This window comes from Streptomyces lancefieldiae (genome assembly GCF_031845825.1).
GTDB classification, from domain to species: domain Bacteria; phylum Actinomycetota; class Actinomycetes; order Streptomycetales; family Streptomycetaceae; genus Streptomyces; species Streptomyces lancefieldiae.
Genome location: NZ_JAVRFH010000038.1, coordinates 61,923 through 88,188, shown reverse-complemented (window position 1 = coordinate 88,188; position 26,266 = coordinate 61,923). Strand labels below are relative to the sequence as shown.

Here is a 26,266-nt window from a genome sequence, read left to right as displayed (position 1 = left end):
CATCTTCTTCCTCAAGATGGGCAAGGAGAGGTTCGGCGAGTTGATGGGCATGGAGACCTTCGTACGAGTCCAGGACGCCACCGGCGCGGACGTACCCGAGAACGATCTCTTCGCCGGACTGCGCTGACCCGCCGCCCGACGTCGAGGCGGGCGCGGTGGAACTGGACACTCTCCCGGATCCGACCGTGCTGGCGGATCTGCCGGTGCGCGGCGGCGGCGGCAAGAGCTCTGTCGGTCGCCCGTGAAGAGGGCGTCGGGGCGGCGGGGCGGCCGTACTGGCGGTGGTGTCGGGCGCGGGTGCCCTGTTCTTCCTGGTGTTCTCGGTCGTCGCGGCTGTGTTCGTGGTACGTCGGCGGCGCGCGGGCTCGAGCCCTGGGGCGGGATCATCCGGTCGGCACCCCAGTCCGGCGGCAGCCCATCCCCTTGAGCGCTGACAGGTATCGCGGTCTCGTTGCTGCCGCACTGCACTCCTGGCCCTCCACAGGGTGCCCCCCACCGGAGCGGCGTCCACGACACGGCCGCGTACGCTCCGCGGCTGCTCGGTGAGCAGGACGGGCAGGTCGTACCGGGGCGTCCGCCACCGCGCGGTGCCGACTCGGCGGCCCGTCCCACGGTTGCCGCACCGGCGTCTCGGCCTGTGGGGCGGTGGTGTCCCGCCCGGGGCACGGGGGCCTCTTCGCGGACCCGGTGGCTGCCTCGGCCGGGACGCCGCTTCCGGTGGCCGCGGCCTGCGCGCGGTGCCGTGCGAAGACGACCAGGCGCAGTACCGCGAAGCGCGCGACACCGGTGAGTGCGGAGGCGGACAGGTAGACGGCCTGCTCCAGCACCGCACCGGGCGTCGCCACCAACTGGTGCAGGGCGAGCATCGCCACGCAGGTGACCGCGTACGCCGCCGCCGCGGAACTCGCCGACTGCGCGTGCTGGCGCCAGGTCGCGTGGCCGCCCGCACCGAAGGTGAAGCGGGCGTGCAGCTCGGTGGCGAGGAGCGTGGAGACCACGGTGATCACGGCGTTCGCCAGGACCCAGGGGATCCAGGAGGCGAGGCCCGCCACGGCGAAGCTGGAGGCGAGCCCCACTCCGCCGCCGCAGAGCACGAAGCGGGCGAAGGCGGTGAAGGCGCCGGGTGCCTTCTGTTGCGCCTGCTGTCGGCCCTGTGCCGTCTCCATGATCCGCCCCCTCGCTGACTCACTCCGTGAGAACGCGCACCTGTCGACCTGCGAGGCCGAAGGTGCGCGCCACTTGTGATGCCATTATGGCACCTTAATGGCGCCATCACGAGTTGTTTTTGGCGTCGGATGCATCAACTGACGCGCCATAACCCCGGAGGTCGCGCGTACGCAGGTCAGCGGCTCGGTACGGGCGAGAACGCGAACGGGGCGGCGTACGCCGACGTGGTGTCGGTGTACGCCGCCCTCGGGTGGGACGAGCCGCCGGGAGGCGGGGCGCGGGGTGGCCGCGGCTACCTCGGGTCGCGGTTGAAGACCGCCTTCGACCAGAAGTAGCCGAGTGCGGAGAGGGCCAGGCACCAGGCGACGGCGAGCCACCCGTTGTGGCCGATCTCGGTGCCGAGCAGCAGCCCGCGCAGGGTCTCGATGGCCGGCGTGAACGGCTGGTACTCGGCGATCGGCTGGAACCACCCCGGCATCGCGTCGACCGGGACGAAGGTGCTGGAGATGAGCGGGAGGAAGATCAGCGGCAGCGCGTTGTTGCTGGCCGCCTCGGCGTTCGGGCTGACCAGGCCCATGCCGACCGCGATCCAGGTGAGCGCCAGGGTGAAGAGCACCAGCAGCCCGAACGCCGCCGCCCACTCCACGGCGGTGGCGTCCGTGGACCGGAAGCCGATGGCCACGCCGACGACGCCCACGAGGAGCACGCTCATGACCGACTGCACCACGCTGCCGATGACGTGCCCGATGAGCACCGAACCGCGATGGATGGCCATCGTGCGGAAGCGGGCGATGATGCCCTCGGTCATGTCCATGGAGACGGACACCGCGGTGCCGATCGTGGTGCTGCCGATGGTCATCAGGAGCAGGCCCGGCACGAGGTAGGCGATGTACTCGGAGCGGTCCGCCCCGCCGTCTCCGATGCCGGCACTCATCACGTCGCCGAAGATGTAGACGAAGAGCAGCAGGAGCATGACCGGCGTGAGCAGCAGGTTCAGGGTGAGGGACGGGTAGCGGCGCGCGTGCAGGAGATTGCGGCGCAGCATCGTGGACGAGTCGCGGACGGCGAGGGAGAGGGAGCTCATCGGACGTTCTCCTTGGACTGGTTGGGGACGTCGGCCGGACCGGTGAGGGCGAAGAACACGTCGTCGAGGTCGGGGGTGTGCACGGTCAGTTCGTCCGCCTCGATACCGGCGGAGTCCAGCCGGTCGAGGACGGAGCGCAGCTCGCGCTGGCTGCCGTCGCTGGGGATCTGCAGGGCCAGTGCCTCGTCGTCCTGGGTGGCCTCGCGCAGCGCGGAGGCGGCGGACCGGTAGGCGGCCGGGTCGGTGAAACGGAGCCGCACGTGGCCGCCGGGGATGAGCCTCTTGAGCTCCTCGGCGCTCCCCTCGGCGGCGATCCTGCCGTCGTTGAGCACGGCGATGCGGTCGGCGAGTTCGTCGGCCTCCTCCAGGTACTGCGTGGTGAGGAAGACCGTCACCCCGTCGGAGACCAGCCCGCGGATGATCTGCCACATGTTGTGGCGGCTGCGGGGGTCGAGGCCGGTGGTGGGCTCGTCGAGGAAGATGATCCGCGGGCCGCCGACCAGGGTCATGGCGATGTCGAGGCGGCGCTTCATGCCGCCGGAGTAGGTGGAGGCGGGCTTCTTCGCCGCCTCGACCAGGTCGAAGCGCTCCAGCAGTTCGGCGGCGACCCGCCGTCCCTCGCGCTTGGACAGGTGGTGCAGGTCCGCCATGAGGAGCATGTTCTCCTCGCCGGTGATCAGGCCGTCCACGGCGGAGAACTGCCCGGTGACACCGATCGCGGCCCGTACCCCGTCCGGTGACGTGGCGATGTCGTGGCCCGCGACCTGGGCCTGCCCGCCGTCGGCGGTGATGAGCGTGGAGAGGATCTTGACGGCGGTGGTCTTGCCGGCGCCGTTCGGGCCGAGCAGCGCGAAGACGGACCCGGCCGGGATGCGCAGGTCGATGCCGTCCAGGACGGTCTTGTCGCCGTACGACTTGCGCAGACCGACGGCGGAGACGGCTACGGGCGGCTGCGGACCGCTCCCCTGCTTGGACGTGGGCATGACAGACGAAGGCATGGAGCCCTCCCGTTCGAAGGGTGAAGTGACTGGGGACGACTCGGGGAGTCGGGGAGTCGGGGAGTCGCGGAAGCGGGGAGCCGGCGGGTGCGGTGCTCAGACCTTGGCGCGGCGGATGTCGATGTTGCCGTACCGGGTGCGGGCACGGACCTTGACGGTGTCCTCGGTCTTCTCGGGGGTCTCGGACGCGGTGAGCGTGTTGCGCACCTGCCCGGAAGCCGAGTGGACGTCGAGCCAGGCCGCCGTGCCCTCGCGGACGCCGACCTCGATGGCGCCGTAGGAGGTCTCCAGCTGGACCGTGCCGCGGGCCGCCTCACCCACCCGCAGGGTGCCGTGGGCGGTGGTGGCGGTGACCGAGTCCTCGGCGCGCCGGATGTCGATGTCGCCGTTGGCGCCGCTCACCCGCAGCTCGCCGATCGCCGCGCCGACGGTCGTGGTGCCGTGCGAGTTCTTCAGGACGGCGGGGCCGTCGAGGAGGCCGACACGCAGGCTGCCGGAGCTGGTGGAGATGTCGGCCGTGCCCTCGACGCGGTCCACCGTGATCGAGCCGTGCGACGCCTTCAGATGCAGCGGGCCGGTGGTGTCGAGGCGGACGTCGCCGGACGAGGTCTTCACGCGGACCTCGCCGAGCCGGCCCTCGCCGAGCACCTGGGCCCAGGCTCCGGTCATGTCGATGCGCGAGCCGGTGGGCAGTTCGACCGTCACGTCGACGGTGCCGGTGCGGCCGAGGCCGAACAGATTGGCCTTGGGCGTCCTGACGGTCAGTGCGCCGTTCGCGTACGTGACCTCGGTCTGGTCGGCCGCCCGTACGTCCTGGTCCTTCTTCGGGTCGCGGGGGCGCACCTCGACGACGGTGTCGAGGCGGTCGACCGCGGTGAACTGGATGGAACCGGCCTCCACGTGCGCCGTGGCCGAGATCGCTTCGGGGGTGTCGAAAGAAGGCATGGCTGTCCCGTCCTCTTGGGTCTTCAGGGCGTCCCCGCTGGTGGGACGTGGTGTGGGCGAAGTGGTGCGGTGGCGCGAGTGCGATGCGCGGGGTGCGGTGGCGCGAGTGCGATGCGCAGGGTGCGGTGGCGCGGGTGCGATGCGCGGGGTGCGGTGGCGCGAGTGCGGCTAGCGCACCCAGCCCGTGAAGCCCTGTCCGACGGTCTGGGCCTTCTCCGTCGTACGGGGCCGGGTGCCGCCGTCGACCGCGGCCGACACGGCCCGCACCAGCCACGCGTTGACCGACAGGCCCTCGCGGCTCGCGGCCTCCTCGGCGCGGGCCTTGAGGTGGGCCGGCAGGCGCAGGTTGACGCGGGCGGTGGCGCCCTCGTCGCCGTCGGCCGGCACCGGAGTCCTGAGCGGTTCGACGGGCGCGGCCGGCTCCGCGGGGGCGCCGTCGGTGGGCGGCGGCGTCACCACGAAGTCGGGGTCGAGCCCGCGCAGCCGTACGTCGACCGAGCCGGGGGCGAGTTCGCGGGTGATCTCGTCCATCGCCGCGGAGAGCACGCTGAGCATGGTCAGCCGGGTCGCCGACTCCAGGGGGGCGGTGAGCCTCTCGGCCAGCTCTCGGGCTTCGTCGCCGCCGGCCTCGGCGGCCACCGCGAGTTCGCGGCGGAGGGTGTCGACATACGGGGTGAGGTCCATGACGCCATGATGGCATCATCATGGCGTCATACGCAACCATCGATGGCGCCAAACAGGAAGGCGATCAGATGGAACCACCCTGACCTGCGGAAAGGCCGAAAAGATGGTCCGGGTGACGGTGGCATCGGCGCGTTGACACGCCCCTGATGGGACTGGAGTGGCACCGGTTGGCACCGAATAGCGCCAAGGGGCGCCAGCAGGCGGTGCGGTCGCGGGCCCGGTGCGTCAGGACGCGATCGGTGATGTCCGGGGCGGCACCCCTGATCCGCCTGCGCCTGCCGCGCCTCCTCCTGTCGGAGCGACGTACGGTTGAAGTGTTGAAGTACCGAGGGCATCGCGCACTCCGGCCGCCACGCCGGGTCGCCCTCGGCCGGAGACGAACGTCCGGGCCGTCCCCCCGGTCGGCGCGGAGATGGGTCGGCATCATGTCCGCCGAGGTCGGAGCCACACCGAGCAAGCCCCCCACGGGGCTGTCCCGGCTGGACATCCACCGGCGCAACCGAGGGGAGCGGACACTCGTCACGCTCACCGGTGACATCGGGCCGGCCACGACACCGCTGCTGCGGGCCGCGCTGGAGCAGTGCCTGCTGGACGGCGTCACCGTCATCGACGTCGACCTGGCCACGGTCGGCTCCTGCGACGCCAGGGGCCTGGACGTCTTCCTGTCGGCGTCACGGCGCGCCCGCCGCGTGCACGCCTGCCTGCGGCTGCACCATCCGTGCGCGCAGATCAACCGGCTCCTCGCCGCCACCGAATCCGCCCCACTGCTCCTCGCGGCCCCCGCCGGTCCCGAGCCGCCCGGCCCGCACGGCGATCTCCTGAGGACCGGGACGAGGGCGCCCCAGCACCCCGCTCGCCCGTCGGACCACGCAGACCTCATGGACGGTATCCGCCTTCGCCGGCTGACCCGTTGGCAGGCCGACGGGGTGCGCGAGGACATCGCGGACCTGGCCTCGGAGTCCGTCGCGGGTACTCCCGGCGAGGCGTACCACGACCGTGGGGACTTCCTGCGCCGCCTGGCGGTCAGCGCCCACCGCCCCGGCTTCGCGCTGCTGGTCGCCGAGACGACCGTGCTGGTCGGTTGCGCCTTCGGCTTTCCGGTGGACCGTGACGGCTCCGGATGCCGGGAGTGCGACGGAACGCTCCAGGAGATCGTCCAGCGGCTCACCTCCCGCGCGCGGTTCGTCGTCCTCACCCAGGTCGTGGCCCATCCGCACCCCCAGCACCGCGACATCGGCCGCCGCCTCCAGCGGCGTCTGCTCGACGACCTGCACGCCTCCCTCGCCGTCGCCCTGCTCCATCCGGCCGACCGGGCGGGACAGGCCGCGTTCTCCTCCTGGGGCTGGCGGAACATGGGAGAGGTCGTCGGCCTGCCCGGTCCCGTCGCCCCCTGCGTGCTGGTCCTGTCGGCCGAAGGGCCGTCCCCGGCAGGCCGGTGATGCCCGGAAGGAGCCGGAAAAGAAGCCGGAAAAAAATCCGGCGGTGATGTCGAGAACCCGTCACCGGCTCCGTCCTCGGGGTGAAGGCGGCCACAATGGGCCGCACCCCAGCACGGAGGAGAAGCACCATGGCCAAGTACCTGCTGCTCAAGCACTACCGCGGCGCCCCGGCCCCGGTCAACGACGTGCCCATGGACCAGTGGAGCCCCGAGGAGATCTCGGCGCACGTGCAGTACATGAACGACTTCGCGGCCCGGCTGGAGAAGACCGGCGAGTTCGTCGACGGTCAGGCGCTCGCCCCCGAGGGAGCATGGGTCCGCCACGACGGTGAGGGACGCCCGCCGGTCACCGACGGCCCCTTCGCCGAGACCAAGGACCTCATCGCCGGCTGGATGGTCATCGACGTCGACAGCTACGAGCGCGCCCTCGAACTGGCCGGGGAGCTGTCCGCCGCCCCCGGGGCCGGCGGCAAGCCGATCCACGAGTGGCTCGAGGTGCGCCCGTTCCTGACCGCGCCGTCCACCACCGACCCGGAGTGACACAGGTGGTGGACGAGGCCCTGCTGAGGAGCCTCACGCCCGGCGTGCTCGCCGTCCTCGTCCACCGCGGAGCCGACTTCGCGGCGGCCGAGGACGCCGTACAGGACGCGCTCGTCGAAGCGCTCCGCGTCTGGCCTCAGGATCCGCCGCGCGATGCGAAGGGGTGGCTGGTCACCGTCGCCTGGCGCCGGTTCCTCGACGCGACCCGGGCGGACGCAGCACGGCGTCGGCGTGAGGAGCGCGTCGAGGAGGAACCCGCGCCCGGGCCCGCGCCCGCCGTGGACGACACCCTCCAGCTGTACTTCCTGTGCGCCCACCCCTCGCTGACGCCGTCCTCCGCGGTCGCGCTCACGCTGCGCGCCGTCGGCGGGCTGACCACCCGCCAGATCGCCCGCGCCTACCTGGTGCCCGAGGCGACCATGGCGCAGCGCATCAGCCGGGCCAAGCGGACCGTCTCCGGCGTGCGGTTCGACCGGCCCGGTGACGTCGTCACCGTGCTGCGCGTCCTCTACCTGGTCTTCAACGAGGGCTACTCCGGGGACGTCGACCTCGCCGCCGAGGCCATCCGGCTCACCCGCCGACTCGCGGCCCAGGTCGACCATCCCGAGGTGGCGGGGCTGCTCGCCCTGATGCTGCTCCACCACGTCCGGCGTGCCGCCCGGACCGCACCCGACGGCAGCCTGGTGCCGCTCGCCGAGCAGGACCGCGGCCGGTGGGACACCGCGTCGATCGCCGAGGGCGTGGAGATCCTCCAGGCGGCCCTCGCCCGCGACCGGCTGGGCGAGTTCCAGGCCCAGGCCGCCATCGCCGCCCTCCACGCCGACGCGCCCACCGCCGAGGAGACCGACTGGGTGCAGATCGTCGAGTGGTACGACGAGCTCGCGCGCCTGACCGACAGCCCGGTCGTCCGGCTCAACCGCGCGGTGGCCGTAGGCGAGGCCGACGGCCCGCGCGCCGGCCTTGCGGCGCTCGCGGCGCTGGACGATTCACTGCCCCGCCACGCGGCGGTGGCGGCGTACCTCCACGAGCGCGACGGCGACCTGGTGACCGCGGCACGGCTGTACGCCGAGGCGGCCCACAAGGCACCCAACCTCGCCGAGCGCGACCACCTGACGCGCCGCGCCGCCCGGATCAACACCCGCCTGCGTCGCTGACGCGCCGGGCTGCCCGGATCAACACCCACCCACCATGCCGACGGACCACGCCACCCGGGCCAACACCCACCCGCCACGCCGACGGACCACGCCACCCGGGCCAACACCCACCCGCCACGCCGACGGACCACGCCACCCCGGTCAGATCACGCGGAAGAGGTCGGCGGCGGCGTGGACGTCGGTGAGGTCCTCGACGGAGCGGAGGTTGTCGCACAGGGCGTCCAGGACCGAGTCGGCCTCGCCGACGCGCGGTGCGCCGACGGCCACGCCGAAGACCCGGAAGCCCAGCCGGTGCTTGGCCTCGTTCCAGCCGCGCATCCACTCCTCGGTGACACCGCAGTCGTCGTCGGTGAGCATCACGATGTCTCCACGGGTGCGGGCGGCGTCGTTGAACTCCGCCTCCAGCAGTTCCCCGGCGGCGGTCAGGGGCCGCTGGTAGCTGGTGCCGCCGCCGAGGAAGGTCTCCGCGAAGTCGAGGACCCGCAGGGTGCCGGCGGGCTCGTCGGCCGGGAAGCGGAAGACCTGGAGCTTGTCGGCGGCGGAGAACAGGATGCCGACGAAGTCGCGGCCGGCGTGGCGGGCCTGGTCGAGCAGCGCGAGGGCGCACGCCTTGGCCCACGCCTCCCGGGTGACTCCGCCGGGCCCCGCCTCGTACATCGAGTGCGAGGTGTCCACGCAGGCGATGACGGCGCCCTTGCCGGTGGTCTGCTCGCCCTGGCTGTCGTAGAGCATCAGTTCCCCGGCGGCGTAGCGGGCGGCGAACACCGCGCGCAGCTCGGGCAGACCGAGGAGCGCCAGCTCGGAGGGGACGACGCGGGAGAGGTCGTCGCCGAGCGTGACGCCGACCAGCTCCCCGGCGGTGTTCTCCACCCTGCGGGCACGCTCGCCGTCGGCCATCTGCCGGAAGCGGCCGATCAGGTCGGCCCACCGCGCGAGACGGCCGGTGCGCAGCCGCTCGGCGAGCCGGGCGCGCTCGTCGAACGGCATCCGCTCCAGCTCGCCGGAGCCAACGCCCCACGCCCGCATCAGCGCGGTCTCCTCCCGCGCGGCCCCGGCCGCCGTCGCCGTCGCGTTCCGCGCGGCGGCGCGGATGCCGGGGGCCGCCGCCGCGAGGGCGGGCGCGGCGGCCCGGGCGGCCTGCCGCGCGGCGTCCTCGGCGGTCTCGGCGGCCTCGATCGCCTGTCGTACGGCGTCGGCGGCCGGGGTCGGCACGGTGCCGTCCTCGTCGGCCTCCTCGGCGGCCTGTCGGAGTGCCTCGCCCACGGCGGTGGCCGCGCCCTCGGCGTCCCGCTGGGCCGTCCTGGCGGGCTCGGCCCGGTCCTGGGCGTCCCGGGAGCCCTCCAGGATCCGGCGCAGCGCGGGGGCCTGGGCGAGTACGGCCATCGCGGCGGCGTAGGGGTCGCCGGCCGTCTCCCGGTGCAGCTCGGCGAAGCCCGGTGACTCCACCAGTGCGGTGATGATCTGGTGGTTGACCAGCCGGGAGGGGTCCATCTCCGCGTGCTCGCGCAACCGCGGGCGGACCTTGTAGGCGGCGAGGAACGTGTCGGTCAGCAGGTCGGTGGTGTGGTCGTGACGCTCGCCGAGTTCCCCGGCCAGTTCGCGCAGCGCGGCCGACTGCTCGTAGGTGTCGCGCCATGCGATCCGGTCGAACCGGTCCGCGACCACGGCCGCGGTGGGCCGCTCGGGAGCGGCGCCGGACCGGGCCAGCCACGTCCCGGCCCGGCCCACCAGCTCGTCGAGGCCGCTCGGTGTCCCGCCCATGGTCCCGCTTCCCCTTCCGGTGTTCAGAGCTGGGCCTGCACCATGCCGGCGTCCATGCCGAGGGCCTCGGTGAGGACACGGGCGCGGACGGCCCGCTGGCGGCCGGTGACCCGGTCGAGGGCGGTGGTGGAGCGGCCGGCGCTCGCCGCCTCCTCGCGCAGCTTCTCCAGCCGCTTGCCCGCCATGGCGAGCTGGTTGTGGGCCTTCTTGATGACCCACTCGCTCAGTGCCTCGCGGGACTGCCCGGCCATCGCGTCGAGCTGGGCCTCCAGCTCGTCGATGACGTCGGCCAGGTCGAGCGCCTCCTTGGCGTCGGGGTTGATCAGGTGCAGCACCTCGCGCTCGACGGTCGGGCGTTCGGCGGGGGAGTTCCACAGCACGTGGGTCAGCACCGACAGGTCGCCCTCCACGACCGCCGGGCGGCCGTCGAGGTACGCGGACGCCTGGAGCAGGCCCACCGCCTGCCGCCAGCGGCGGTCGGAGGCGACGAGTTCCTTGCGGCGCAGGGCGGCCCGCAGCGTGCACACGGCGTCGACGATCGCGTCGGGGACCTCGACGGCCGGGACGGCTTCGGTCACGGCGTGCTGCAACGCGGCCAGCTCGACGGTGGTCCGGGTCGGTGCCGCCGGGCGGCTGACGGCGGAGCGGACCAGCGCGGCGAAGTTGGAGGGGTCTTCCAGGTACCCGACCTCGATCCGCACCAGCAGCCGGTCGTAGATCGCGGCCGAGTCCTCGCCGCCGGGCAGTTCGTTGCTGGCCGTGATGGCCCCGATCAGGGGGCAGTCGATCGGCGCGCCGCCGCTCTCGGGGTGGTAGATCCGCTCGTTGAGGTAGCCCAGCGTCTCGTTCAGTGCCGCCGTGGAGCACTTGAAGATCTCGTCGATGAACGCGACGTGCGCGGTCGTGGCGCGGCCGTCGTAGACCTGGCGGTACTCGCCGCGGGCCAGCGCGGCGACGTCGATGGGGCCGAACATCCTGGTCGGCGCGGTGAACTTCGACAGGAGGATCTCCCAGTAGGACGCCCCCTCGATCCGGCCCGTGAGTTCCCGGGCCATCTCGGACTTGGCGGTTCCGGGCGGGCCGAGCAGCAAGGAGTGCTGCCCGGCCAGCAGCGTCACCAGCAGCGTCCGCACCACGTCGGCCCGCTCGTAGAAACGGTCCGCCAGCTCGTCGCTGATCGCCCGCAGCCTCTTGGCCGTGTCCCGCGCCTCCTGTGCGCCCATCCTCGACTCCTCGCTCCTCGCCCCCGGCGCCCCGTTGGCCCAACGGCCCTTTCCCCGGAGCAAGATAACGTCACCGGGAGGCTTCACCGGGGTGGTTTCGGTCAGGAGCGTCCGTACTCCGCGAGGGCCGGTGTCAGCAGGTCGAACGCCCGCGGCGCCTCCTCGGTCAGCACCTGCGCGATCTCCGGGTTGGTGCGCCCCGCCAGCGTCAGCTCCTGGATGCGGGTGAACAGGACGCGGTGGACGCCGCCGAGCAGGGCCGCGGCCGTGCGGGGGGTGATGTCGTCGGCGGAGGTGGCCGTCGTGTCGGCCAGGGCCGCGGTCAGCGCCTCCTCGCGCCGGTCGTGGAGGCCGCGCAGACAGGACGAGAGGGTGGGGCTGTCGGCGATCATGCGGGTGAAGGCGGGGCCGGCGAAGCCCGCGACGGGGTCCTGGGCCGCCACGGCCGCCAGGAAGGCGCGGCGCAGGGCCGTCAGGGGGGTCTCGCCCGGTGCGCGCGCGGCCACGGTGCCGGCGAGGGCGGCGACGAACTCGTCCTGGTGGTCGAGGGCCAGGTCCTCCTTGCGGGGGAAGTAGTTCGTCACCGTCTTCTTGGCGACGCGGGCGGCGTCGGCGATCTCGGCGATGGTCGTGCGCTCGAAGCCCTGCTCGATGAAGAGCCTGGTCGCCTGGTCGGAGATCAGCTGCCGCGTCTCGCGCTTCTTGGTCTCGCGCAGACCCAGCGCGGGTGCGCCCGGGGCCGGTGCGCCCGAGGCCGGGGGGGTCGAGGCTGGGGGGTTCGAGGCTGGGGGGTTCGGGTCCATGGGGGCAATCTTACTCTCGATGTAACTTTGCGTTGACACTCAAAGAAGAGTCTGCATAAAGTTACTGCCGATGAAAAAATTTACCGAGGGCAACATCGAAGGGAACACCGCGCTCGACTGGGTGAGCGCACCCGGCGCCGAGGACCGCGGACACGGCGTCGTCATCTACGTGCACGGTGGCGGGTTCGCCCACACCAGGCCCGAGGCCGAGCGGGCCCTCGCCCGTCGGCTCTCGCGGGCCACCGGACGCCCCGTGCTGCGCGTGGACTACCGGCTGGCGCCCGCCCATCCGTACCCGGCGGCCCTGGAGGACGTCCTCGCCGCCTGGCGGAGCGTGCTGGAGCGGGGCGTTCCCGCGGCGCGCGTGGCGTTCTTCGGCGAGTCGGCCGGAGCGACGCTCGTCCTGTCCGCCCTGCTGGAGATCGCGCGGACCGGCGGACCCCGGCCCGGTGCCGCGGTCGTCGTCTCACCCCTCACCGACCTGGCACTCACCGGCGCCTCCCTGGCGACCAACGCCGGCGAGGACGTCATCGACCGGGCCGTCCTCACGTCCGTCTGCGCCCAGTACCTCGCCGGCGCGGCCGCCACCGAGGCGCCGCAGTCCCCGCTGTACGGGGATCTGGGCGGGTTGCCGCCGCTGCTCGTGGCGGTCGGCGGGGACGAGGTGCTGCTGGACGACGCCCGCCGGTTCGCGCGGGCCGCGGAGGATGCCGGGGTGAGCGTGAGCCTGCGCGTCCACGAGGGCATGAAGCACGCCTTCCACCTCGACGAGGAGGACGGCCGCGCACTGTTCGAGGAGGTCGGGCGCCGACTCGCCGACCCCACGCGGAAGTTCGCCGCCGGCGAGTCGGACACCACCCCCGCACCGGAGTTCACCGCCGGCGACCCGGACACCACCCCCGCACCGGAGTTCACCGCCGGCAACCCGAACGCCACCCCCGTACGGGAGTTCACCGTCAGCGGTCCGGACGCCGGCCCCTACGCCCTCGCCGAAGGGCCGGACGGTGCCCTCTGGTTCACCCTCGTCCACCAGGGTGCCGTGGCCCGCCGGGACCCGGGGGACGGGAGTGTCACCGTCCACCCGGTCGGGGACGGGCCGACCGTCATCGCGCCGGGCCCGGACGGGGCGATGTGGTTCACCGAGTACCGGGCGCACCGCATCGGCCGCATCGCCCCCGACGGCTCCTACTCCTCCTTCGCGCCCCTGACCCCCGAGGGCGGGCCGTTCGGGATCGTCGCCGGGCCGGACGGGGCCATGTGGTTCACGCTCTCCTCGGTCGACCGCGTCGGCCGCGTCACCATGGACGGCGAGGTCACCGAGTACCCGGCGCCCGGAGCCTTCCCGTCCGCCATCACGGCCGGTCCCGACGGGGCCCTGTGGTGCACCCTCAACCAGCACAACGCCGTCGGACGGCTCACCACGGACGGCCACGGCACCGCCCATCCCCTGCCGACCGGGTCCGCCGCACCGGTGGGCATCACCGCGGGGCCCGACGGCGCGCTGTGGTTCACCGAGATCGGGGCCGGGCGGATCGGCCGGATCACCGTGGACGGCGACATCACCGAGCACCCGCTGCCCGACCCCGCGGCCAGGCCGCACGCGGTCACGGCCGGTCCGGACGGCGCGCTCTGGTTCACCGAGTGGGGCAGTGGCCGGGTCGGCCGGATCACCGTCGACGGCCGCATCACCTCGTACGCGCTCTCCCGCCCCGACAGCGAACCGCACGGCATCGCCCAGCACGACGGCGCCCTGTGGTGCGCCCTGGAGACCGGCTCCCTGGCCAGAATCGAGGTCACCGCGTGACGACTCCCGACCCCCGCGTCCTCCACCCGCTCGCCCAGCACCCGCGCGTCGTCCTGCTCAAGCCGCTCGTCACCGACGAACGCATCCGGGTCGGCGACTTCACCTACTACGACGATCCCGACGACGCCACCGCCTTCGAGACGCGCAACGTGCTCTACGCGTACGGCCCGGAGAAGCTGATCATCGGCAAGTACTGCGCGATCGCCTCCGGCACCCGGTTCCTGATGGCCGGGGCCGAGCACCCCACCATGGGCGTGTCGACGTTCCCGTTCACCATGTTCGGCGGCGCCTGGGCCGAGGCCACGCTCGACCTCGTCACCGGCATGCCGAGCCGCGGCGACACGGTCGTCGGCAACGACGTGTGGTTCGGCTACGGCGCCACCGTCATGCCCGGCGTGCGCATCGGGGACGGGGCGATCATCGCCGCGGGAGCGGTGGTCACCGGCGACGTCGCCCCGTACACCGTCGTCGGCGGCAACCCGGCGCGGCCGATCCGCACCCGGTACGACGCCGAGGACATCGAGCGGCTGCGGCGGGCCGCGTGGTGGGACTGGCCGGTCGAGCTGGTCACCCGCCACGTCCGGACGATCATGTCGGGCAGCCCGGCCGACATCGAGGCCGTCGCACGCGAGGAGCACCTGTCCTGACCGGGATTCACGCCGACGCCTCCACCCACCCCGTACGGGACTCCACGGAAGGAACCCGCTTGACCGACCGCACGCACTCCCCCGAGGCCCCCGTCTCCTCCGGCGCCTCCGCCTTCGACCCCGCCGCCGAGTTCGACCGGCAGGTCCGTACGCTCACCGCGCTCGGCTACCCGGCGCTCTCCGGGCGCACCCCGGAGCAGTTCGCCGAGCTGGTGGCGCCGCTGCGCGCCGAGGCCCTGGCCCACGCGGGCGGCGCGGCGGACGGGGCGGACGCTCCGTACGACCCCGCCGTGACCGGCCGGGTGCCGTTCGTCCTGGTCGTCACCCGCGAGCTCGCCCCGATCGAGCGGACCATGCCGCTGACCACGCTGCACGGCGGCCGGCTGCCCGGGTTCGTCGACCGCACCTTCGAGCCCGGCTCCCTGGAGCGGTTCGTCGCCACCGAGGAGGCCGAGCCGCCCGGCCGCGACGGCGTCCACCTGCTGTGCGACGTGGAGCGCGGGGAGGAGTTCTGCGGGGTCGTGCCGAACGACGCGATGGCCGCCGTCGCCGAGCGGGGCCGCACGCTGCTCACCATCGAGGAGGGCGTCGCGCTGATGACGCACGCCCCGCGGCTCCTGGTCAAGAACAAGTGCTTCTCACTGGGCGGTTCGCGCTCCGGCGACCACCGGGTCCCGGCCGTCTGGATCAGCCAGAAGGCTCCGAAGCTCGGCTGGTGCTGGGCGGGCAACCCGCACACCTGGCTCGGCATGGCGTCCGCGGGCGTCCGCCGCGCCTGAGGGCGCGCCCGGCACCCCGTAGCCCCAGTCCCGGATCGTCCTCGCACGGAGGAGTCGCGCGAGGCGTCCGGGACCCCGTCGAGGCCGGGAAACCTGTCGGCCGAGACACGCACCCCGGTCCCGGGACGTCAGGCCGCGCGGACCGCCCGCGTCGGCCACAGCCCTCCGTCCTCCGCGTGCCGTCGGCTCGCCACCGTCAGCGTGAGGGTCACCGCGAGTGAGGCGAGGGCCATCGCGGTCATCGCCGTCGCCGGGGAGGTGAACTGGGCGACCGTGCCCGCCAGGGCCGCGGCGACGCCCTGCATCGTGAGCATCCCGGCGGAGTGCAGCCCGAGGGCGTGCCCGGAGAGTTCGTCGGGCGTCAGGGCGACCAGGCGTTCCTGCTGCACCAGGCTCGCGCCGAAGCCCACGGAGGCCAGGGCGACCAGTACGGCCGTCAGCGGCAACGGCGGGCGCAGGAAGAGGACGAGGTACGGCGCGGCCAGCAGCACCAGCAGCGGGATGCCCAGGCGGGGGCGCAGCCGGGCCGGCAGCAGTCGGCCGACCGTCACGTCCCCGGCCAGCATGCCGAGCGCGGCGCAGGCGAACAGCGTGCCCGCGGCCCGGGGGTCGTAGGAGACGTACAGGGACTCGCAGCCGACGACGAGGCCGTTGGGGATCCACAGCGCGAGATAGACGTGCCGGCGGGGCGCGCGGGACCACAGCAGGGCGTTGGTGCGCCAGGTGACGGCGACGGAGGGGCGGCCGGTGGCGCGCGGCGGACGGTGGGACAGCCGGAGGGCGAGGCCGGCCGCGACGGCGTACAGGCCGGCCGCGAGCAGCAGGCACAGGCGCGGCGACAGCAGGGTCACCAGGACACCGCCGGTGGCGTAACCGGCGATCTGCATGAGGCCGGTCATCATGTTGAAGACCGAACGCCCCGTCAGGTAGCCGCCCTTGGAGAGGATCTCGTTCAGCAGGCCCCAGCGGACCCCGCCGCCGAGCGAGGCGATCAGGCCCTCGACGAGGACGACGGCGAGCATCGCCCAGACCGGCAGGCCGGGCAGCGCCAGGGCCGCGGTGGCGGCGGCGAAGGCGAGCGATAGCCCCGCCAGCGTCGTGCGCGGGGCCAGCCGGTCGGCGCCGGAGAGGAAGAAGGTGGCGCCCAGCACCTGTGCCAGCGACGGGCCGAACATGCTCACCGCGGACAGCAGCGGCGAGTTCGTCGCCCGGAACACCAGCGTGCCGAGGGCCAGACCGCTCACCGTCTGGGCGGCGATGCCCGCCGACGTGGAGAGGAAGAGAGGGCTGAACTCCGGGGTGCGGAAGAGCTCCGCGTAGCTCTTGCGGCTCGTGTCTGGCATGCGGGGAGTGTGCGACGGTGCGGGAACCGGCCGTTATTCTTTCGCGCGCAGGCGAAAGGTGGGGGCGCGCGACAGGTGGGGGCGCGAGCGGGTCCCGGGACGACGGGGGCGGCATGGGCTGGTGGCAGGTCAACGCCGACACGCTCGCCCGCAGCCGTTTCGTCCTCTCGCCGCTCGCCGAGACCTTCGCCTGCCTGAAGCTGCTGCACGCCGAGGTGGCCGCCCACCCGGGTGAGCGGGCCTGGCTGGACACCCACCTGCCCGGCTACCGGCGCCGGCTGGCGGACGACCCGGTGACCGCGCTGCTGGTCCGCTCGGGGCTCGGCCGGCAGTGGATCGCCGACTTCTTCACCCCCACTCCGCGCGAGGACGAGACCTTCGAGGAGGGCGTCGCCCGGATCCGGTCGGTCCGTCCCGACGAGGCCCGCGCCCATCTCCGCCTCTCCCTCGCCGGCCCGCTCCCCGCCGCCCTGGACCGCGACGACCTGCCCGAGCGCGCCGCCGCGCTGCTGGAGTACGTCTGGACGCGGGCCGTACGGCCGGACTGGGACCGGCGCCGTCGCGTCCTGGAGGCCGACGTCGTCGCCCGGATCGCGCAGGTGGGCCGGGGCGGCTGGGCGGCCGTGCTGGACGCGCTGCGACCGGGAACCCGCTGGCTCGGCGACAGCCGGCTCCAGGTCAACCTGCACGAGTACCCGCCGCGTCGCCTCGCCGGGGCCGAGCTGATCCTCGTACCGGTCACGGCGCAGCGGCACGGCTGGGTGTCGTGGGAGGACGAGGACGCCGAGCGGTACGCCGTGGTCTACCCGTGCGCCGGTGCCCTCGCGGACGACGGCGCCCGGGACGTGCCCGCGGCCCTGGGCGCGTTGCTCGGTCCGGCCCGGGCGGGGGTGCTGGTGCTGCTCGGCTCCCCCATGAGCACCAGCCAGCTGGTCGGGGTGACCGGGCAGGGCCTCGGTTCGGTCGGGCGGCATCTGCGGGTGCTGCTGGACGCGGGGCTGGTGGAGCGGCGGCGGGCGGGCCGGTCGGTGCTGTACTCGCGGACGGCGGCCGGGGAGGTGCTCGTCGAGGCGGGCGAGCGGGGCAGCGGACGCGGGTGACACGTCTCGGGGGTGACACGTCTCGGGGCTAGCATCCGCTCATGACGACCTCACAGAACGCGCGCGACAACGCCGGCCTCCCCCTCGACGTCGAGATCGGCGCCCTCCAGGGCGGGGCGGCCGACCTCTCCCAGTACGCCGGCCGGGTGGTCCTGGTGGTCAACGTGGCCTCCAAGTGCGGGCTGACCCCGCAGTACTCCGGTCTGGAGCGGCTGCACGAGCGGTACGCGGAGCAGGGTTTCACCGTGCTCGGCGTGCCGTGCAACCAGTTCATGGGGCAGGAGCCGGGCAGCCCCGACGAGATCGCCGAGTTCTGCTCGGCGACGTACGGCGTCACCTTCCCGATGACCGAGAAGGTGGACGTCAACGGGGAGGGCCGGCACCCGCTGTACGACCGGCTGACCGGCTTCGCCGACGCCGAGGGGCACAGCGGTGACATCCGCTGGAACTTCGAGAAGTTCCTGATCGGGCGGGACGGCAAGGTCGCCGCCCGGTTCGCGCCGCAGACCGAGCCGGAGTCGGCCGAGGTCGTGGCGGCCGTGGAGGGGCGACTGGCCGGTTGACCGGGCTGGGGGAGGGGGACCGGGCAGGGGGTGACCGGGCTGGGGGTTGACCTTGCCCCTGGGGCAGGGCCGAGCGTCGTCGTCGCCGGGCGGAACAGTCCGCCCGGTGACGGAGGATGACGCTGTGGACGATGTGTGCGACGACGAGTTGCTGACCATCGGGGCGTTCGCCGCGAGGGCCCGGCTGTCGGCCAAGGCCCTCCGGCTGTACGACCGCCTGGGCCTGCTGGTGCCCGCCCATGTGGACGAGGGCACCGGCTACCGCTACTACCGCGCCGAACAGACCGAGCGGGCCCGCCTGGTGGCCCTGCTGCGCCAGTTGGACATGCCGCTCGCGCGGGTCGCCGAGGTGGTCCGCGCGGACGGGTCCGAGGCGGCCGGTCTGCTCGACGCCTACTGGGCGGGAGTGGAGGCCCGGGTGGCCGGGCAGCGGACGCTCGCCGACTACCTCCGTGCGCGACTGTCGGGGAGGAGCTCCGAGATGTACGGGAAGTTCGTGGTGGAGACGGTGGACGTGCCCGAGCAGGTGGTGATCAGCGAGACGCGGCACACGCTGGCGGGTGAGCTGCCGGCGTGGATCGGCGCCTCGCTGACCCGGCTGGGGGAGGCGGCCGGGGACTGCGGGGGTGTGACGGCGCCGCCGTTCGTCGTCTACCACGCCGAGGTGTCGGCGGAGAGCGACGGCCCGGCGGAGTCGTGCGTGCCGGTCGCCGACGCGGCGGCGGCGCGGTCGTGGGTCGAGGGACAGGGGCGGTCGTGGCAGTCGCAGGTGCGGGTGGAGCCGGCCCGGCGGCTGGCCTACACCCGCATCACCAAGGCCCAGGTGGCCCATCCGCAGATCCTGGCCGCTTTCGAGGCGGTGGAGGAGTGGATCGCCGCTCAGGGCCTGACGGTGGCGGGGCCGTGTCGTGAGGTGTACTTCGCCGACTGGGAGGCGTCGGGCCCCGAGGACCCGGTGTGCGATGTGGCGTTCCCGGTGTCGTGACCGGTGAGGTGACCGGGTGAGGTGACCGGGTGAGGTGACGGGCACCCGGACCTGAACAGAGCCCTCTCGGCAAGGTCGGCGAGCTGGACGAGAGGGCTCCGTCGGCCATGCCGACGAGGCGGCGCGGAGAGTCGTTACTCCTTGACCGAGGTCACGAAGGCGCTCCACGCGGCGGCGGGGAAGGCCAGGACCGGCCCCTCGGGAACCTTGGAGTCACGGACGGCGAGTGCCGCCACGACCGGGGACTTGACCTCGACGCACGCACCGTTTCCTCCGGAGTAGGAGGACTTGGTCCATGATTCCGTCGCGCCCTGAAGAATTGCCATGTCTGCTCCGATGGCGAGTTGCCGAGTACTGTCGCCGCGCCGCGGGCCCACTGGACCGCAGCACGGTTTACGCCAATGTCGTGTGATCGTTGGCGTGATCGACGCTACTCGCTGACCCCCTTGTCCGGAGCGGCCGTTCACTCGACCGGATGGCATATTCCAGGTGAGTCTTCCAGCGCAACGCGGCAGGGGTGTAGCATCCCGCCCCTTCCTGCCCAGGAGCCTCAGCGCGCGTACTCCTTCACCATGTCCTCGATGCGCTGCCGCGACTGCTCCACGTTGAGCGCCTGCGCCCGCAGGTGCTCGTACATCACCGTGTACTTCTGCACGTCCTGCGCCTTCTCCAGGTACAGGTCGCTGGTGACGCCCTCGATGTACACGACGCTGGAGTCGGCCGCGTCGGCGAACTCCAGGATCGAGTACTGGCCGTTGATGCCGGGGTGCGCCCCGACGTCGAACGGCAGCACCTGCACGGTGATGTGCGGCAGCTGCGACATCGCGGCGACGTGCTCCAACTGCTCGCGCATCACCTGGCGGCTGCCCACCGTCCGGCGCAGGCAGGCCTCGTCGAGGACCACCCACAGCCGCAGCGGGTTGGTGTCGGCGGAGATGCGCTCCTGGCGCCGTATGCGGGCCTGGACCCGCTTCTCGATGTCGGCGACCGACGTCTCGGGCAGCGCGCCCTGGATGAGCGCCTCGGCGTACGGCCGGGTCTGGAGCAGGCCGGTGATGATCTGGGGTTCGTAGGTCCGCAGCGACTCCGCGTCGGTCTCCAGGCCGATGTAGACGCTGTACGGGATGTCACCGAAGGCGTGCCACCAGCCCTGCTGGCGCGAGTCCTTCGCCATCTGCATCAGCGACTCGACGACCCGCTGGTCCTCGACCTCGTAGACCCCGCACAGGTCGCGGACGTCCCGCTGGCTGATGCTGCGCCGGCCGTTCTCCAGGCGGCTGATCTTGGACTGCGAGACCAGCAGCCGCTCCGCCACCTCCTCGGCCGTCATGCCCTTCTGTTCACGGAGGCGGCGCAGCTCCTGGCCCAGCCGGCGCCGCCTGACGGTGGGATTGACATTGGACGCCACGGGACGTGCACCTCCGGCTGCGTGACTCGTACTTGCCACTTTGCGTATCTGCTGCTCAGCAGACTGCCACCAAGGTGCTTTCCGCCGCTGGGAAACGGTCGATATGCGCCGCGTACACGCCAGTTCGGGTCGCCACCCTTGCACATGGCCGCGCGGGGTGGCGGGACCGTACCGCCGTCCGGGCGTGCCGGACGGACGGCCGGTCCCGCCGCCCCGCGCGAACCTGCGGCTCCCGTGACCGGGTCTTGGGGACTGGTGGTGCGGCGGTGCGGTGCTGCGTGCGGTGCGGTGGGGTGCGGCTCAGTGGGCCACCGCGCGCGCCATGGATCCGTGGCGCGGTTGCGCCGGAACACCGCGGGCGGGTTCCGGTGCGGGCCTGGCTCCCGGTCCGGCGGCCTGGCGGCCGGCCGGGGCCGGGTTGCGGCGTGGCTGGGCCACCGCGCCGTTCTGGACGTCCATCACCGCGTGCGCCACCAGGCCGCCCATGGGGTCGTGCCTGATGAGGTCCCGCAGACGGGACCGCGACGAGCGTCCTTCGTTGCCCGGGTAGAGGTGCTTGCCGAGACCGACCGCGTGGGCCAGGGCGGCGAGCGCCGCGGTCCGCGGGTCCGGCGGTACGCCGGTACGGATCGCCGAGTCCAGTCGGGCCTTGATCTCCCTGCTGATCGCCGTGTCCGTCGCCTGATAGCGAGTCGTCGGCAGCACCCCGCACATCTGGCCCTCCACGGCATGCACCATGCCGCATCGCTCCAGATGCGAGAGGTAGGTCTGACGCAGCCCCAGGCGGGGCCCGCCAATCCAGTTGACCGCCCGTACGGGAGCGCCACGCCTTCGCAGCAACTCCAACGCGCAGTCCAGTGTTGGATCTCCTGTCGGCCGTGGGGCCACCACGGCGATACGATCCCCGTCAGGGGCTATCCGTCCGGCCAGCGCCAGCTCCACCAGCTGTGCTCCGGCCAGACCCAGGTCGAGCGACTGCGGCTGCGCGGTGGTACCCGTGGTCGGGTCCAACGCCAGCAGCAGAAGCTCCTCCGGAAGTGTTCTGCGGCTCCTGCCCATCCATGCCTCCCCGCGTGGATGACAGACAGGGTGACCCCTCTCACATTGGTCTGTCGAGAGTGCGTGACCGCTTCGTAGTGGAACCAGTAGGTATGTCGTTCTCGTCTACCGCGTGGGTCCTACCCGTACACAGGACACTGGTAGATGGTTCGGTACGCGGTTCGTTACGCGGTTCGGTAGCGCACGCAGGACGTGCGGCGCATGGAGGAGGCATCGGTGGCGGGCGAGTCCCCCGACAGGTCGAAGCAGCGCGAGTCGTCGGAAGAACCGACGTCGGGGAGCGCGGGTCCGGTTCCCGAAGCGAGGACCGGGGCGAGCGAAGCGGGTGATCCGCGAGCGGCGGTGACTCACGAGGGCACGAAGCCGTCGGCGTCCGCCGCCTCGCGCGGGGGCGTCGACACCGCCACCCGTGTGCTGTCGCGCCGCGGCACGGAGGCCGAGACGGAAACCGAGACGGAAACCGAGGACGCCGACCGCGCGGAGGATTCCGGCTCGTCCGAAGGCGACCGCGCCGAGCCCGTCGACACGACTGAGGTCCGACTGCGGGACGCCGTGGCGACCTGGGTCGCGACGGCGGACGAGCGGGCCGCCGCGAATGCGGGGGGCGAGGACGCGAGCGCCGAGGACTCCGAGGACACCGAGGACACCGAGGACGCGGCAGAGGAGGACGCCGAGGGCGCCGGCGCGTCCGAGGGCCCTCAGGAGCACGCGGACGGCCCGGAGAAGGCCGACGACGGCCCTGACGCCGACACGGACGCCGAGGACGCCGCGGAGGACGCCGAGGACGCCGAGGGCGCCGAGGGCGCCGGCGCGTCCGAAGACCCTCAGGAGCACGCGGACGGCCCGGAGAAGGCCGACGACAAGTCCGACGACGGCCCCGACGACGCCGCCGTCGCCGACGAAGAGGGCGCGACCCCCGTCGATCAGCCCACCGCCGTCTTCAAGGCCCCGCGGCCCTCCGCGCCCGCCGTCGACCAGCCGACGACCATGCTGAAGCTGGGCGACGCCGCCGCCGCGCTCAAGAAGGCGGACGAAGCGGGCAAGGCACGCAAGGCCGACGCCGACGCCGAACGGACCAGCAAGTTCGTCGCGCTCCGGAACCCGGACGACCCGGCGACGCGCAAGCCCCCGTCGTCCCCGCAGTCCCCGTCCGCACCTTCCAAGGCCGCGCCGAAGGCGCCGCAGACGCCCCGTACCGCGGCCGCCCCCTCCCTGCCGTACGTCGGGCCCGAACACACCACGCAGCAGCCGCTGCCGCCGAAGCCGCCGCTGGACCTGCTGGCGGAGCTGACGAACACGCCGCCTCCCCCGGAGACCCCGCTCCGCACGACGGTGCGCCGGATCAAGATCTGGACCCCGCTCGTCATCCTGCTGGTGATCGTCTTCGGCGTGGTGCAGGCGATGCGCCCGCTGCCCGAGCCGACGCTCGTCCTCACGGCGCAGGAGAGCTTCACCTTCGAGGGGGGCAAGCCCGAGATCCCGTGGCCCTCCAGCGGACAGGCCGCGCTCGACGTGCAGGGCATCGGTTCGTTCGGCTCGGCCGGCGAGCAGAAGCCTGTGCCGATCGCCAGTGTCGCGAAGGTCATGACCGTGTACCTGGTCCTGCGCGACCACCCGCTGAAGCCGGGCGCCAAGGGACCGAATATCGAGGTCGACGCGGCCGCGCAGAAGCACTACGAGACCGGCAAGCCCGAGAACGAGTCGGTGGTGAAGGTCACCGAGGGCCAGCAGATCACCGAGTACGAGGCGCTCCAGGCGGTCATGCTGCCGTCCGCCAACAACGTCGCCAAGTTGCTGGCCCGCTGGGACAGCGGCAGCAGCTCCGAGGACGAGTTCGTTGCGAAGATGAACAAGACCGCCAAGGAGCTGGGGATGAAGAACACCACGTACACCGACCCCAGCGGCCTGGACAAGACGACCGTCTCCACCGCCGAGGACCTGGTGAAGCTGGGCCGCGCGGCGATGGCGGACCCGGTCTTCAGGGAGATCTCCAAGCAGCCCAGCTACGTCGACCTCAACGGCGAGCAGCAGAACAACTACTTCGGGCTCGTCCCGACCGTGGCCATCGGCATCAAGACGGGCACCACCACCGCGGCCGGCGGCAACATCCTCTTCGCCGCGGAGAAGAACGTCGGCGGCAAGACCCACACGATCATCGGCGCGGCCCTCGGCCAGTACGGGCAGAACGGCGTCGCCAACATCGACAAGGTCACCGCCGTCGTGCGGGAACTGATCGAGTCGGGGCAGGACGCGCTCACCGCGAAGACCATCGTGAAGAAGGGGGACGTCGTCGGGCAGGTGGACGACGGCATGGGCGGCACCACCCCGGTCGTCGCCACCAAGGACGTCTCCGCCGTCGGCTGGTCCGGCCTGACCGTGAAGCTGAAGCTGGACGAGTCGAGCGGCGGCACGGTGCCGCACACGGCGAAGGCCGGCACGAAGGTGGGCACGCTCACCGTCGGCGACGGCAGCAGCGCCGAGACGGTCGACGTCCCGGTCGCCCTCCGGGACGATCTGGCGGAGCCGCCTCTCACGGCCAAGCTGACCCGGACCGGCTGACGCCAGGCCCCGGAACCGATACCACGCACCCCGCCCCGGCAGCCGCTGGGCGGGGTGCGTGCTAGCGTCACGAAACGGGGCAGGTCGCCGGTCGTAGGAACGGGACACGGCCGATGAGCAGAAGACGGGACACGGGGAGTGCCTTCAGGTGGCCACTGCGGAGCCGACACGCGCCGACGACGCCGATCCGGGCTCGGGAGCCGGTCCGCGACCACGCGTACCCGCGCCCCGCGCGGACAGCGGGGCGAGCGGGCAGGCCGGTCATGGCCGAGCGGGCGGCGGCCGTGACCCGGAGCCCGAACGTGCCGCACCGGACACCGCACCGGACACCGCGCCGGCAGCACGACCGGAAGCGCATCCGGAGGCACGGACCGAAGCGCCGTCCGCGGTGAAGTCCGCCTTCCTGGGCCTGCGCGAGCGCATGCTGCGCAGGCCCGTGATCTCCGTGACCGCCCTGGCCGGGGTCCTCCACATCGTCTGGTTCTTCACCTTCGCGAACAGTGGCGGCGACCTCGCCGCGCAGGACGCGTGGGCGGAGTTCGTCGGCCGGCACCCGGACTCGGCGTACAACCTCGCCTGGTACGGCGGCATGCACCCGGTGTCGTACAGCGTGGTCTCGCCGTATCTGATGGCGGTGCTCGGCGTGCGGACGACGATGATGATCGCGGGGACGCTGTCGGCCGGACTGCTGACGATCGTCCTGATCCGCAGCCGGGTGGTCCGCAATCCGCTGTGGGCGTCACTGGCGGGACTGTTCGGGCTGCTGGCCAACGCGATCTCTGGGCGGGTGACGTTCGGGCTGGGCATGATGTTCGGCCTCGGCGCGGTCGCCGTGGTGTTCTGCTGGCCCCACCGCTGGCGCCACGAGCGCTGGGCCAAGGCGCTGTGCGCGGCACCGCTGGCCGCGCTGGCGACCATGTCCTCGCCGGTCGCGGGCCTGTTCGTGGGTCTGGTGGCGGCGGCCCTGTTCCTCCAGAAGCGGCGCCCGGGCGCCTGGGCGCTCGGCGTGGCCCCGAGCGTGGTCGTCGCGCTGTCGGCCTGGCTCTTCCCCTTCTCCGGCACCCAGCCGATGGGCTTCGGTTCGACGGTCCTGCCGCTGTTGTTCGCGGTGGTGGTGTTCGTGTCCGTGCCGCGCACGTGGACGACCGTGCGCATCACGTCGGCGGTCTACGGTCTGGCGGTCCTGCTGGTCTGGCTGATCAGCTCCCAGATCGGCTCCAACATCACGCGCCTCCCCATGCTCTTCGCCGGAGTGGCGCTGGTGGCCGCGCTGCCGTTCACGGTGCCGCGGTCGCGCAAGTGGTACACGATCGTGGTCGCGCTCGTCGGCTTCGCCGGCTGGATCGGTTTCAAGTCGGGCGACGACGTCATCCACACCACGCCGGCCGCCTCCTGGGCCCGCGAGGTGGCACCGCTCGTCAACGAGTTGCAGGAGGTCGGCGCGGAGCGGGGCCGGGTGGAGGTCGTACCGGCCCGCTCGCACCGCGAGGCCTCCGCGCTCGCGCCGTACGTGAACCTGGCCCGCGGCTGGAACCGCCAGGCCGACATGAAGCGCAACCCCCTCTTCTACGACGACACCCTCAACTCGGCGAACTACCACGAGTGGCTGGGGCGCTGGGCCGTGCACTTCGTGGTGCTGCCCAAGGGCGAGCCGGACGGTGACGGCGGCCAGCGGGAGCGGGAGCTGGTGCAGCGGGGCCTGCCGTACCTGAAGCAGGTCTGGGGCGACGCCAACTGGCAGCTGTTCCAGGTGACCAACCCGACGCCGCTGGCGGAGCCCGACGCGGTCGTCCAGCGCGCCGAGCAGGGCGAGTGGACGATCGACGTGAAGCAGCCGGGCCGCATCCTGATCCGGATGCCGTACTCGCCGTGGCTGAGCATCGTCGACGCCGAGGGCAACAAGCTCGAGCCGCCCCAGGAGACGGAGGCCTCCAAGAACGGCCCGGAGGGCTCGCCGAAGACGTACGACAACGTCAACGGGTGCCTGACGGAGACCGAGGAGACCGCCGAGGGCGACACATGGACGACGCTGGTCGCCCCCGAGGCGGGCACGTACCGGCTGGCGGCGCCGTACGGGCTGCAGCGCGGCACGCCGTGCCCGGACGAGCTGAAGTAGGCGCGGAGCAGGGAGAACACCGGGCGGGACGGGGTCTCGCCGCATCCTCATCGCGTTCATGTAGGTGAACCAGGGTCAGAAAGCAGAACTTTTTTACTTTCTCTTG

General features: G+C 72.7%; 22 protein-coding genes and 3 pseudogenes. 13 read left to right on the top strand and 12 right to left on the bottom strand.

Annotation, left to right across the window (positions count from 1 at the left end; all coding sequences use genetic code 11):
* Nucleotides 1-127 (top strand): annotated as a pseudogene (locus RM812_RS29505) (PIG-L family deacetylase); the annotation flags it as partial.
* A 538-nt stretch (nucleotides 128-665) separates the two neighbouring features.
* Here RM812_RS29505 and RM812_RS29500 read toward each other — a convergent pair.
* The 5 genes and pseudogenes from RM812_RS29500 to RM812_RS29480 all read right to left on the bottom strand — a co-directional run.
* A pseudogene (locus RM812_RS29500) lies at nucleotides 666-1,166 on the bottom strand (hypothetical protein); the annotation flags it as partial.
* A 293-nt stretch (nucleotides 1,167-1,459) separates the two neighbouring features.
* The gene (locus tag RM812_RS29495) at nucleotides 1,460-2,251 is read right to left on the bottom strand and encodes an ABC transporter permease (protein WP_311578934.1); all 792 of its coding nucleotides are present in this window, start codon (nucleotides 2,249-2,251) and stop codon (nucleotides 1,460-1,462) included.
* Nucleotides 2,248-3,234, bottom strand: coding sequence for an ATP-binding cassette domain-containing protein (locus RM812_RS29490; RefSeq protein WP_394816533.1), 987 nt, complete (start codon nucleotides 3,232-3,234; stop codon nucleotides 2,248-2,250). The genes RM812_RS29495 and RM812_RS29490 overlap by 4 nt, the downstream gene beginning before the upstream one ends.
* A gap of 111 nt (nucleotides 3,235-3,345) precedes the next feature.
* The gene (locus RM812_RS29485) at nucleotides 3,346-4,194 is read right to left on the bottom strand and encodes a DUF4097 family beta strand repeat-containing protein (protein ID WP_311578927.1); all 849 of its coding nucleotides are present in this window, start codon (nucleotides 4,192-4,194) and stop codon (nucleotides 3,346-3,348) included.
* 168 nt (nucleotides 4,195-4,362) lie between these two features.
* Entirely contained in the window at nucleotides 4,363-4,878 is a 516-nt protein-coding gene (locus RM812_RS29480; protein WP_311578925.1) for a toxin-antitoxin system HicB family antitoxin, read from the bottom strand.
* Between the two features lie 425 nt (nucleotides 4,879-5,303).
* On the opposite strand from RM812_RS29480, the gene RM812_RS29475 reads away from it, so the two are divergent.
* The 3 genes from RM812_RS29475 (at nucleotide 5,304) to RM812_RS29465 (ending at nucleotide 8,010) form a co-directional block, all read left to right on the top strand.
* Complete coding sequence (locus RM812_RS29475; protein WP_311578921.1) at nucleotides 5,304-6,317, top strand: STAS domain-containing protein; 1,014 nt, start codon at nucleotides 5,304-5,306, stop codon at nucleotides 6,315-6,317.
* A gap of 128 nt (nucleotides 6,318-6,445) precedes the next feature.
* Nucleotides 6,446-6,856: a YciI family protein gene (locus tag RM812_RS29470; protein ID WP_311578918.1), complete on the top strand. Its 411-nt coding sequence runs from the start codon at nucleotides 6,446-6,448 to the stop codon at nucleotides 6,854-6,856.
* Between the two features lie 8 nt (nucleotides 6,857-6,864).
* Nucleotides 6,865-8,010, top strand: a complete 1,146-nt coding sequence (locus tag RM812_RS29465; RefSeq protein WP_311578953.1) for an RNA polymerase sigma factor — start codon at nucleotides 6,865-6,867, stop codon at nucleotides 8,008-8,010.
* 141 nt (nucleotides 8,011-8,151) lie between these two features.
* On the opposite strand, the gene RM812_RS29460 is transcribed toward RM812_RS29465, so the two are convergent.
* From RM812_RS29460 to RM812_RS29450, 3 genes are all read right to left on the bottom strand, one after another.
* On the bottom strand, nucleotides 8,152-9,771 hold the full coding sequence (locus tag RM812_RS29460; protein ID WP_311578917.1) for a VWA domain-containing protein: 1,620 nt from the start codon (nucleotides 9,769-9,771) through the stop codon (nucleotides 8,152-8,154).
* Nucleotides 9,772-9,794: 23 nt separating this feature from the next.
* Nucleotides 9,795-10,994 (bottom strand): AAA family ATPase, encoded by a 1,200-nt coding sequence (locus RM812_RS29455; protein WP_311578912.1) that lies wholly within the window; start codon nucleotides 10,992-10,994, stop codon nucleotides 9,795-9,797.
* 101 nt (nucleotides 10,995-11,095) lie between these two features.
* Nucleotides 11,096-11,797, bottom strand: coding sequence for a TetR/AcrR family transcriptional regulator (locus RM812_RS29450; protein ID WP_311578910.1), 702 nt, complete (start codon nucleotides 11,795-11,797; stop codon nucleotides 11,096-11,098).
* A 70-nt stretch (nucleotides 11,798-11,867) separates the two neighbouring features.
* Here RM812_RS29450 and RM812_RS29445 point away from each other — a divergent pair.
* From RM812_RS29445 to RM812_RS29430, 4 genes and pseudogenes are all read left to right on the top strand, one after another.
* Nucleotides 11,868-12,548: pseudogene (locus tag RM812_RS29445) on the top strand (alpha/beta hydrolase); the annotation flags it as partial.
* Nucleotides 12,549-12,584: 36 nt separating this feature from the next.
* On the top strand, nucleotides 12,585-13,601 hold the full coding sequence (locus RM812_RS29440; RefSeq protein ID WP_311578951.1) for a Vgb family protein: 1,017 nt from the start codon (nucleotides 12,585-12,587) through the stop codon (nucleotides 13,599-13,601).
* The gene (locus tag RM812_RS29435) at nucleotides 13,598-14,248 is read left to right on the top strand and encodes a CatB-related O-acetyltransferase (protein ID WP_311578907.1); all 651 of its coding nucleotides are present in this window, start codon (nucleotides 13,598-13,600) and stop codon (nucleotides 14,246-14,248) included. The genes RM812_RS29440 and RM812_RS29435 overlap by 4 nt, the downstream gene beginning before the upstream one ends.
* A gap of 59 nt (nucleotides 14,249-14,307) precedes the next feature.
* The gene (locus tag RM812_RS29430; RefSeq protein ID WP_311578905.1) at nucleotides 14,308-15,027 is read left to right on the top strand and encodes a DUF5701 family protein; all 720 of its coding nucleotides are present in this window, start codon (nucleotides 14,308-14,310) and stop codon (nucleotides 15,025-15,027) included.
* Between the two features lie 128 nt (nucleotides 15,028-15,155).
* Here RM812_RS29430 and RM812_RS29425 read toward each other — a convergent pair whose 3' ends face one another.
* Entirely contained in the window at nucleotides 15,156-16,370 is a 1,215-nt protein-coding gene (locus RM812_RS29425) for an MFS transporter (protein WP_311578902.1), read from the bottom strand.
* Nucleotides 16,371-16,483: 113 nt separating this feature from the next.
* On the opposite strand from RM812_RS29425, the gene RM812_RS29420 reads away from it, so the two are divergent.
* The 3 genes from RM812_RS29420 to RM812_RS29410 all read left to right on the top strand — a co-directional run bounded on the left by RM812_RS29420 (nucleotide 16,484) and on the right by RM812_RS29410 (nucleotide 19,018).
* Nucleotides 16,484-17,470 (top strand): ArsR/SmtB family transcription factor, encoded by a 987-nt coding sequence (locus RM812_RS29420; RefSeq protein WP_311578899.1) that lies wholly within the window; start codon nucleotides 16,484-16,486, stop codon nucleotides 17,468-17,470.
* Between the two features lie 41 nt (nucleotides 17,471-17,511).
* On the top strand, nucleotides 17,512-18,033 hold the full coding sequence (locus RM812_RS29415) for a glutathione peroxidase (RefSeq protein ID WP_311578896.1): 522 nt from the start codon (nucleotides 17,512-17,514) through the stop codon (nucleotides 18,031-18,033).
* Between the two features lie 106 nt (nucleotides 18,034-18,139).
* Nucleotides 18,140-19,018, top strand: coding sequence for a MerR family transcriptional regulator (locus RM812_RS29410; protein ID WP_311578893.1), 879 nt, complete (start codon nucleotides 18,140-18,142; stop codon nucleotides 19,016-19,018).
* Between the two features lie 134 nt (nucleotides 19,019-19,152).
* Here RM812_RS29410 and RM812_RS29405 read toward each other — a convergent pair whose 3' ends face one another.
* From RM812_RS29405 to RM812_RS29395, 3 genes are all read right to left on the bottom strand, one after another.
* Nucleotides 19,153-19,344 (bottom strand): DUF397 domain-containing protein, encoded by a 192-nt coding sequence (locus tag RM812_RS29405; RefSeq protein WP_311578889.1) that lies wholly within the window; start codon nucleotides 19,342-19,344, stop codon nucleotides 19,153-19,155.
* A gap of 224 nt (nucleotides 19,345-19,568) precedes the next feature.
* A complete protein-coding gene (locus tag RM812_RS29400; protein WP_311578886.1) occupies nucleotides 19,569-20,426 on the bottom strand; it encodes a helix-turn-helix domain-containing protein in 858 nt (285 codons plus the stop codon).
* A gap of 300 nt (nucleotides 20,427-20,726) precedes the next feature.
* Nucleotides 20,727-21,485 carry a GOLPH3/VPS74 family protein gene (locus RM812_RS29395; protein WP_311578883.1) on the bottom strand — a complete coding sequence of 253 codons (759 nt, stop codon included), beginning with the start codon at nucleotides 21,483-21,485 and terminating at the stop codon, nucleotides 20,727-20,729.
* Nucleotides 21,486-21,686: 201 nt separating this feature from the next.
* On the opposite strand from RM812_RS29395, the gene RM812_RS29390 reads away from it, so the two are divergent.
* The gene (locus RM812_RS29390) at nucleotides 21,687-24,044 is read left to right on the top strand and encodes a D-alanyl-D-alanine carboxypeptidase (protein ID WP_311578880.1); all 2,358 of its coding nucleotides are present in this window, start codon (nucleotides 21,687-21,689) and stop codon (nucleotides 24,042-24,044) included.
* A 148-nt stretch (nucleotides 24,045-24,192) separates the two neighbouring features.
* On the top strand, nucleotides 24,193-26,160 hold the full coding sequence (locus RM812_RS29385) for an MFS transporter (protein WP_311578877.1): 1,968 nt from the start codon (nucleotides 24,193-24,195) through the stop codon (nucleotides 26,158-26,160).
* Nucleotides 26,161-26,266: the final 106 nt, after the last annotated feature.

Coding starts and splice junctions, on each gene's coding strand:
- RM812_RS29450 (WP_311578910.1), bottom strand. CDS start 11,797: ATGGACCCGAACCCCCCAGCCTCGAACCCCCCAGCCTCGACCCCCCCG.
- RM812_RS29485 (WP_311578927.1), bottom strand. CDS start 4,194: ATGCCTTCTTTCGACACCCCCGAAGCGATCTCGGCCACGGCGCACGTG.
- RM812_RS29455 (WP_311578912.1), bottom strand. CDS start 10,994: ATGGGCGCACAGGAGGCGCGGGACACGGCCAAGAGGCTGCGGGCGATC.
- RM812_RS29390 (WP_311578880.1), top strand. CDS start 21,687: ATGGAGGAGGCATCGGTGGCGGGCGAGTCCCCCGACAGGTCGAAGCAG.
- RM812_RS29395 (WP_311578883.1), bottom strand. CDS start 21,485: ATGGGCAGGAGCCGCAGAACACTTCCGGAGGAGCTTCTGCTGCTGGCG.
- RM812_RS29495 (WP_311578934.1), bottom strand. CDS start 2,251: ATGAGCTCCCTCTCCCTCGCCGTCCGCGACTCGTCCACGATGCTGCGC.
- RM812_RS29460 (WP_311578917.1), bottom strand. CDS start 9,771: ATGGGCGGGACACCGAGCGGCCTCGACGAGCTGGTGGGCCGGGCCGGG.
- RM812_RS29425 (WP_311578902.1), bottom strand. CDS start 16,370: ATGCCAGACACGAGCCGCAAGAGCTACGCGGAGCTCTTCCGCACCCCG.
- RM812_RS29420 (WP_311578899.1), top strand. CDS start 16,484: ATGGGCTGGTGGCAGGTCAACGCCGACACGCTCGCCCGCAGCCGTTTC.
- RM812_RS29405 (WP_311578889.1), bottom strand. CDS start 19,344: ATGGCAATTCTTCAGGGCGCGACGGAATCATGGACCAAGTCCTCCTAC.
- RM812_RS29480 (WP_311578925.1), bottom strand. CDS start 4,878: ATGGACCTCACCCCGTATGTCGACACCCTCCGCCGCGAACTCGCGGTG.
- RM812_RS29490 (WP_394816533.1), bottom strand. CDS start 3,234: ATGCCCACGTCCAAGCAGGGGAGCGGTCCGCAGCCGCCCGTAGCCGTC.
- RM812_RS29470 (WP_311578918.1), top strand. CDS start 6,446: ATGGCCAAGTACCTGCTGCTCAAGCACTACCGCGGCGCCCCGGCCCCG.
- RM812_RS29415 (WP_311578896.1), top strand. CDS start 17,512: ATGACGACCTCACAGAACGCGCGCGACAACGCCGGCCTCCCCCTCGAC.
- RM812_RS29475 (WP_311578921.1), top strand. CDS start 5,304: ATGTCCGCCGAGGTCGGAGCCACACCGAGCAAGCCCCCCACGGGGCTG.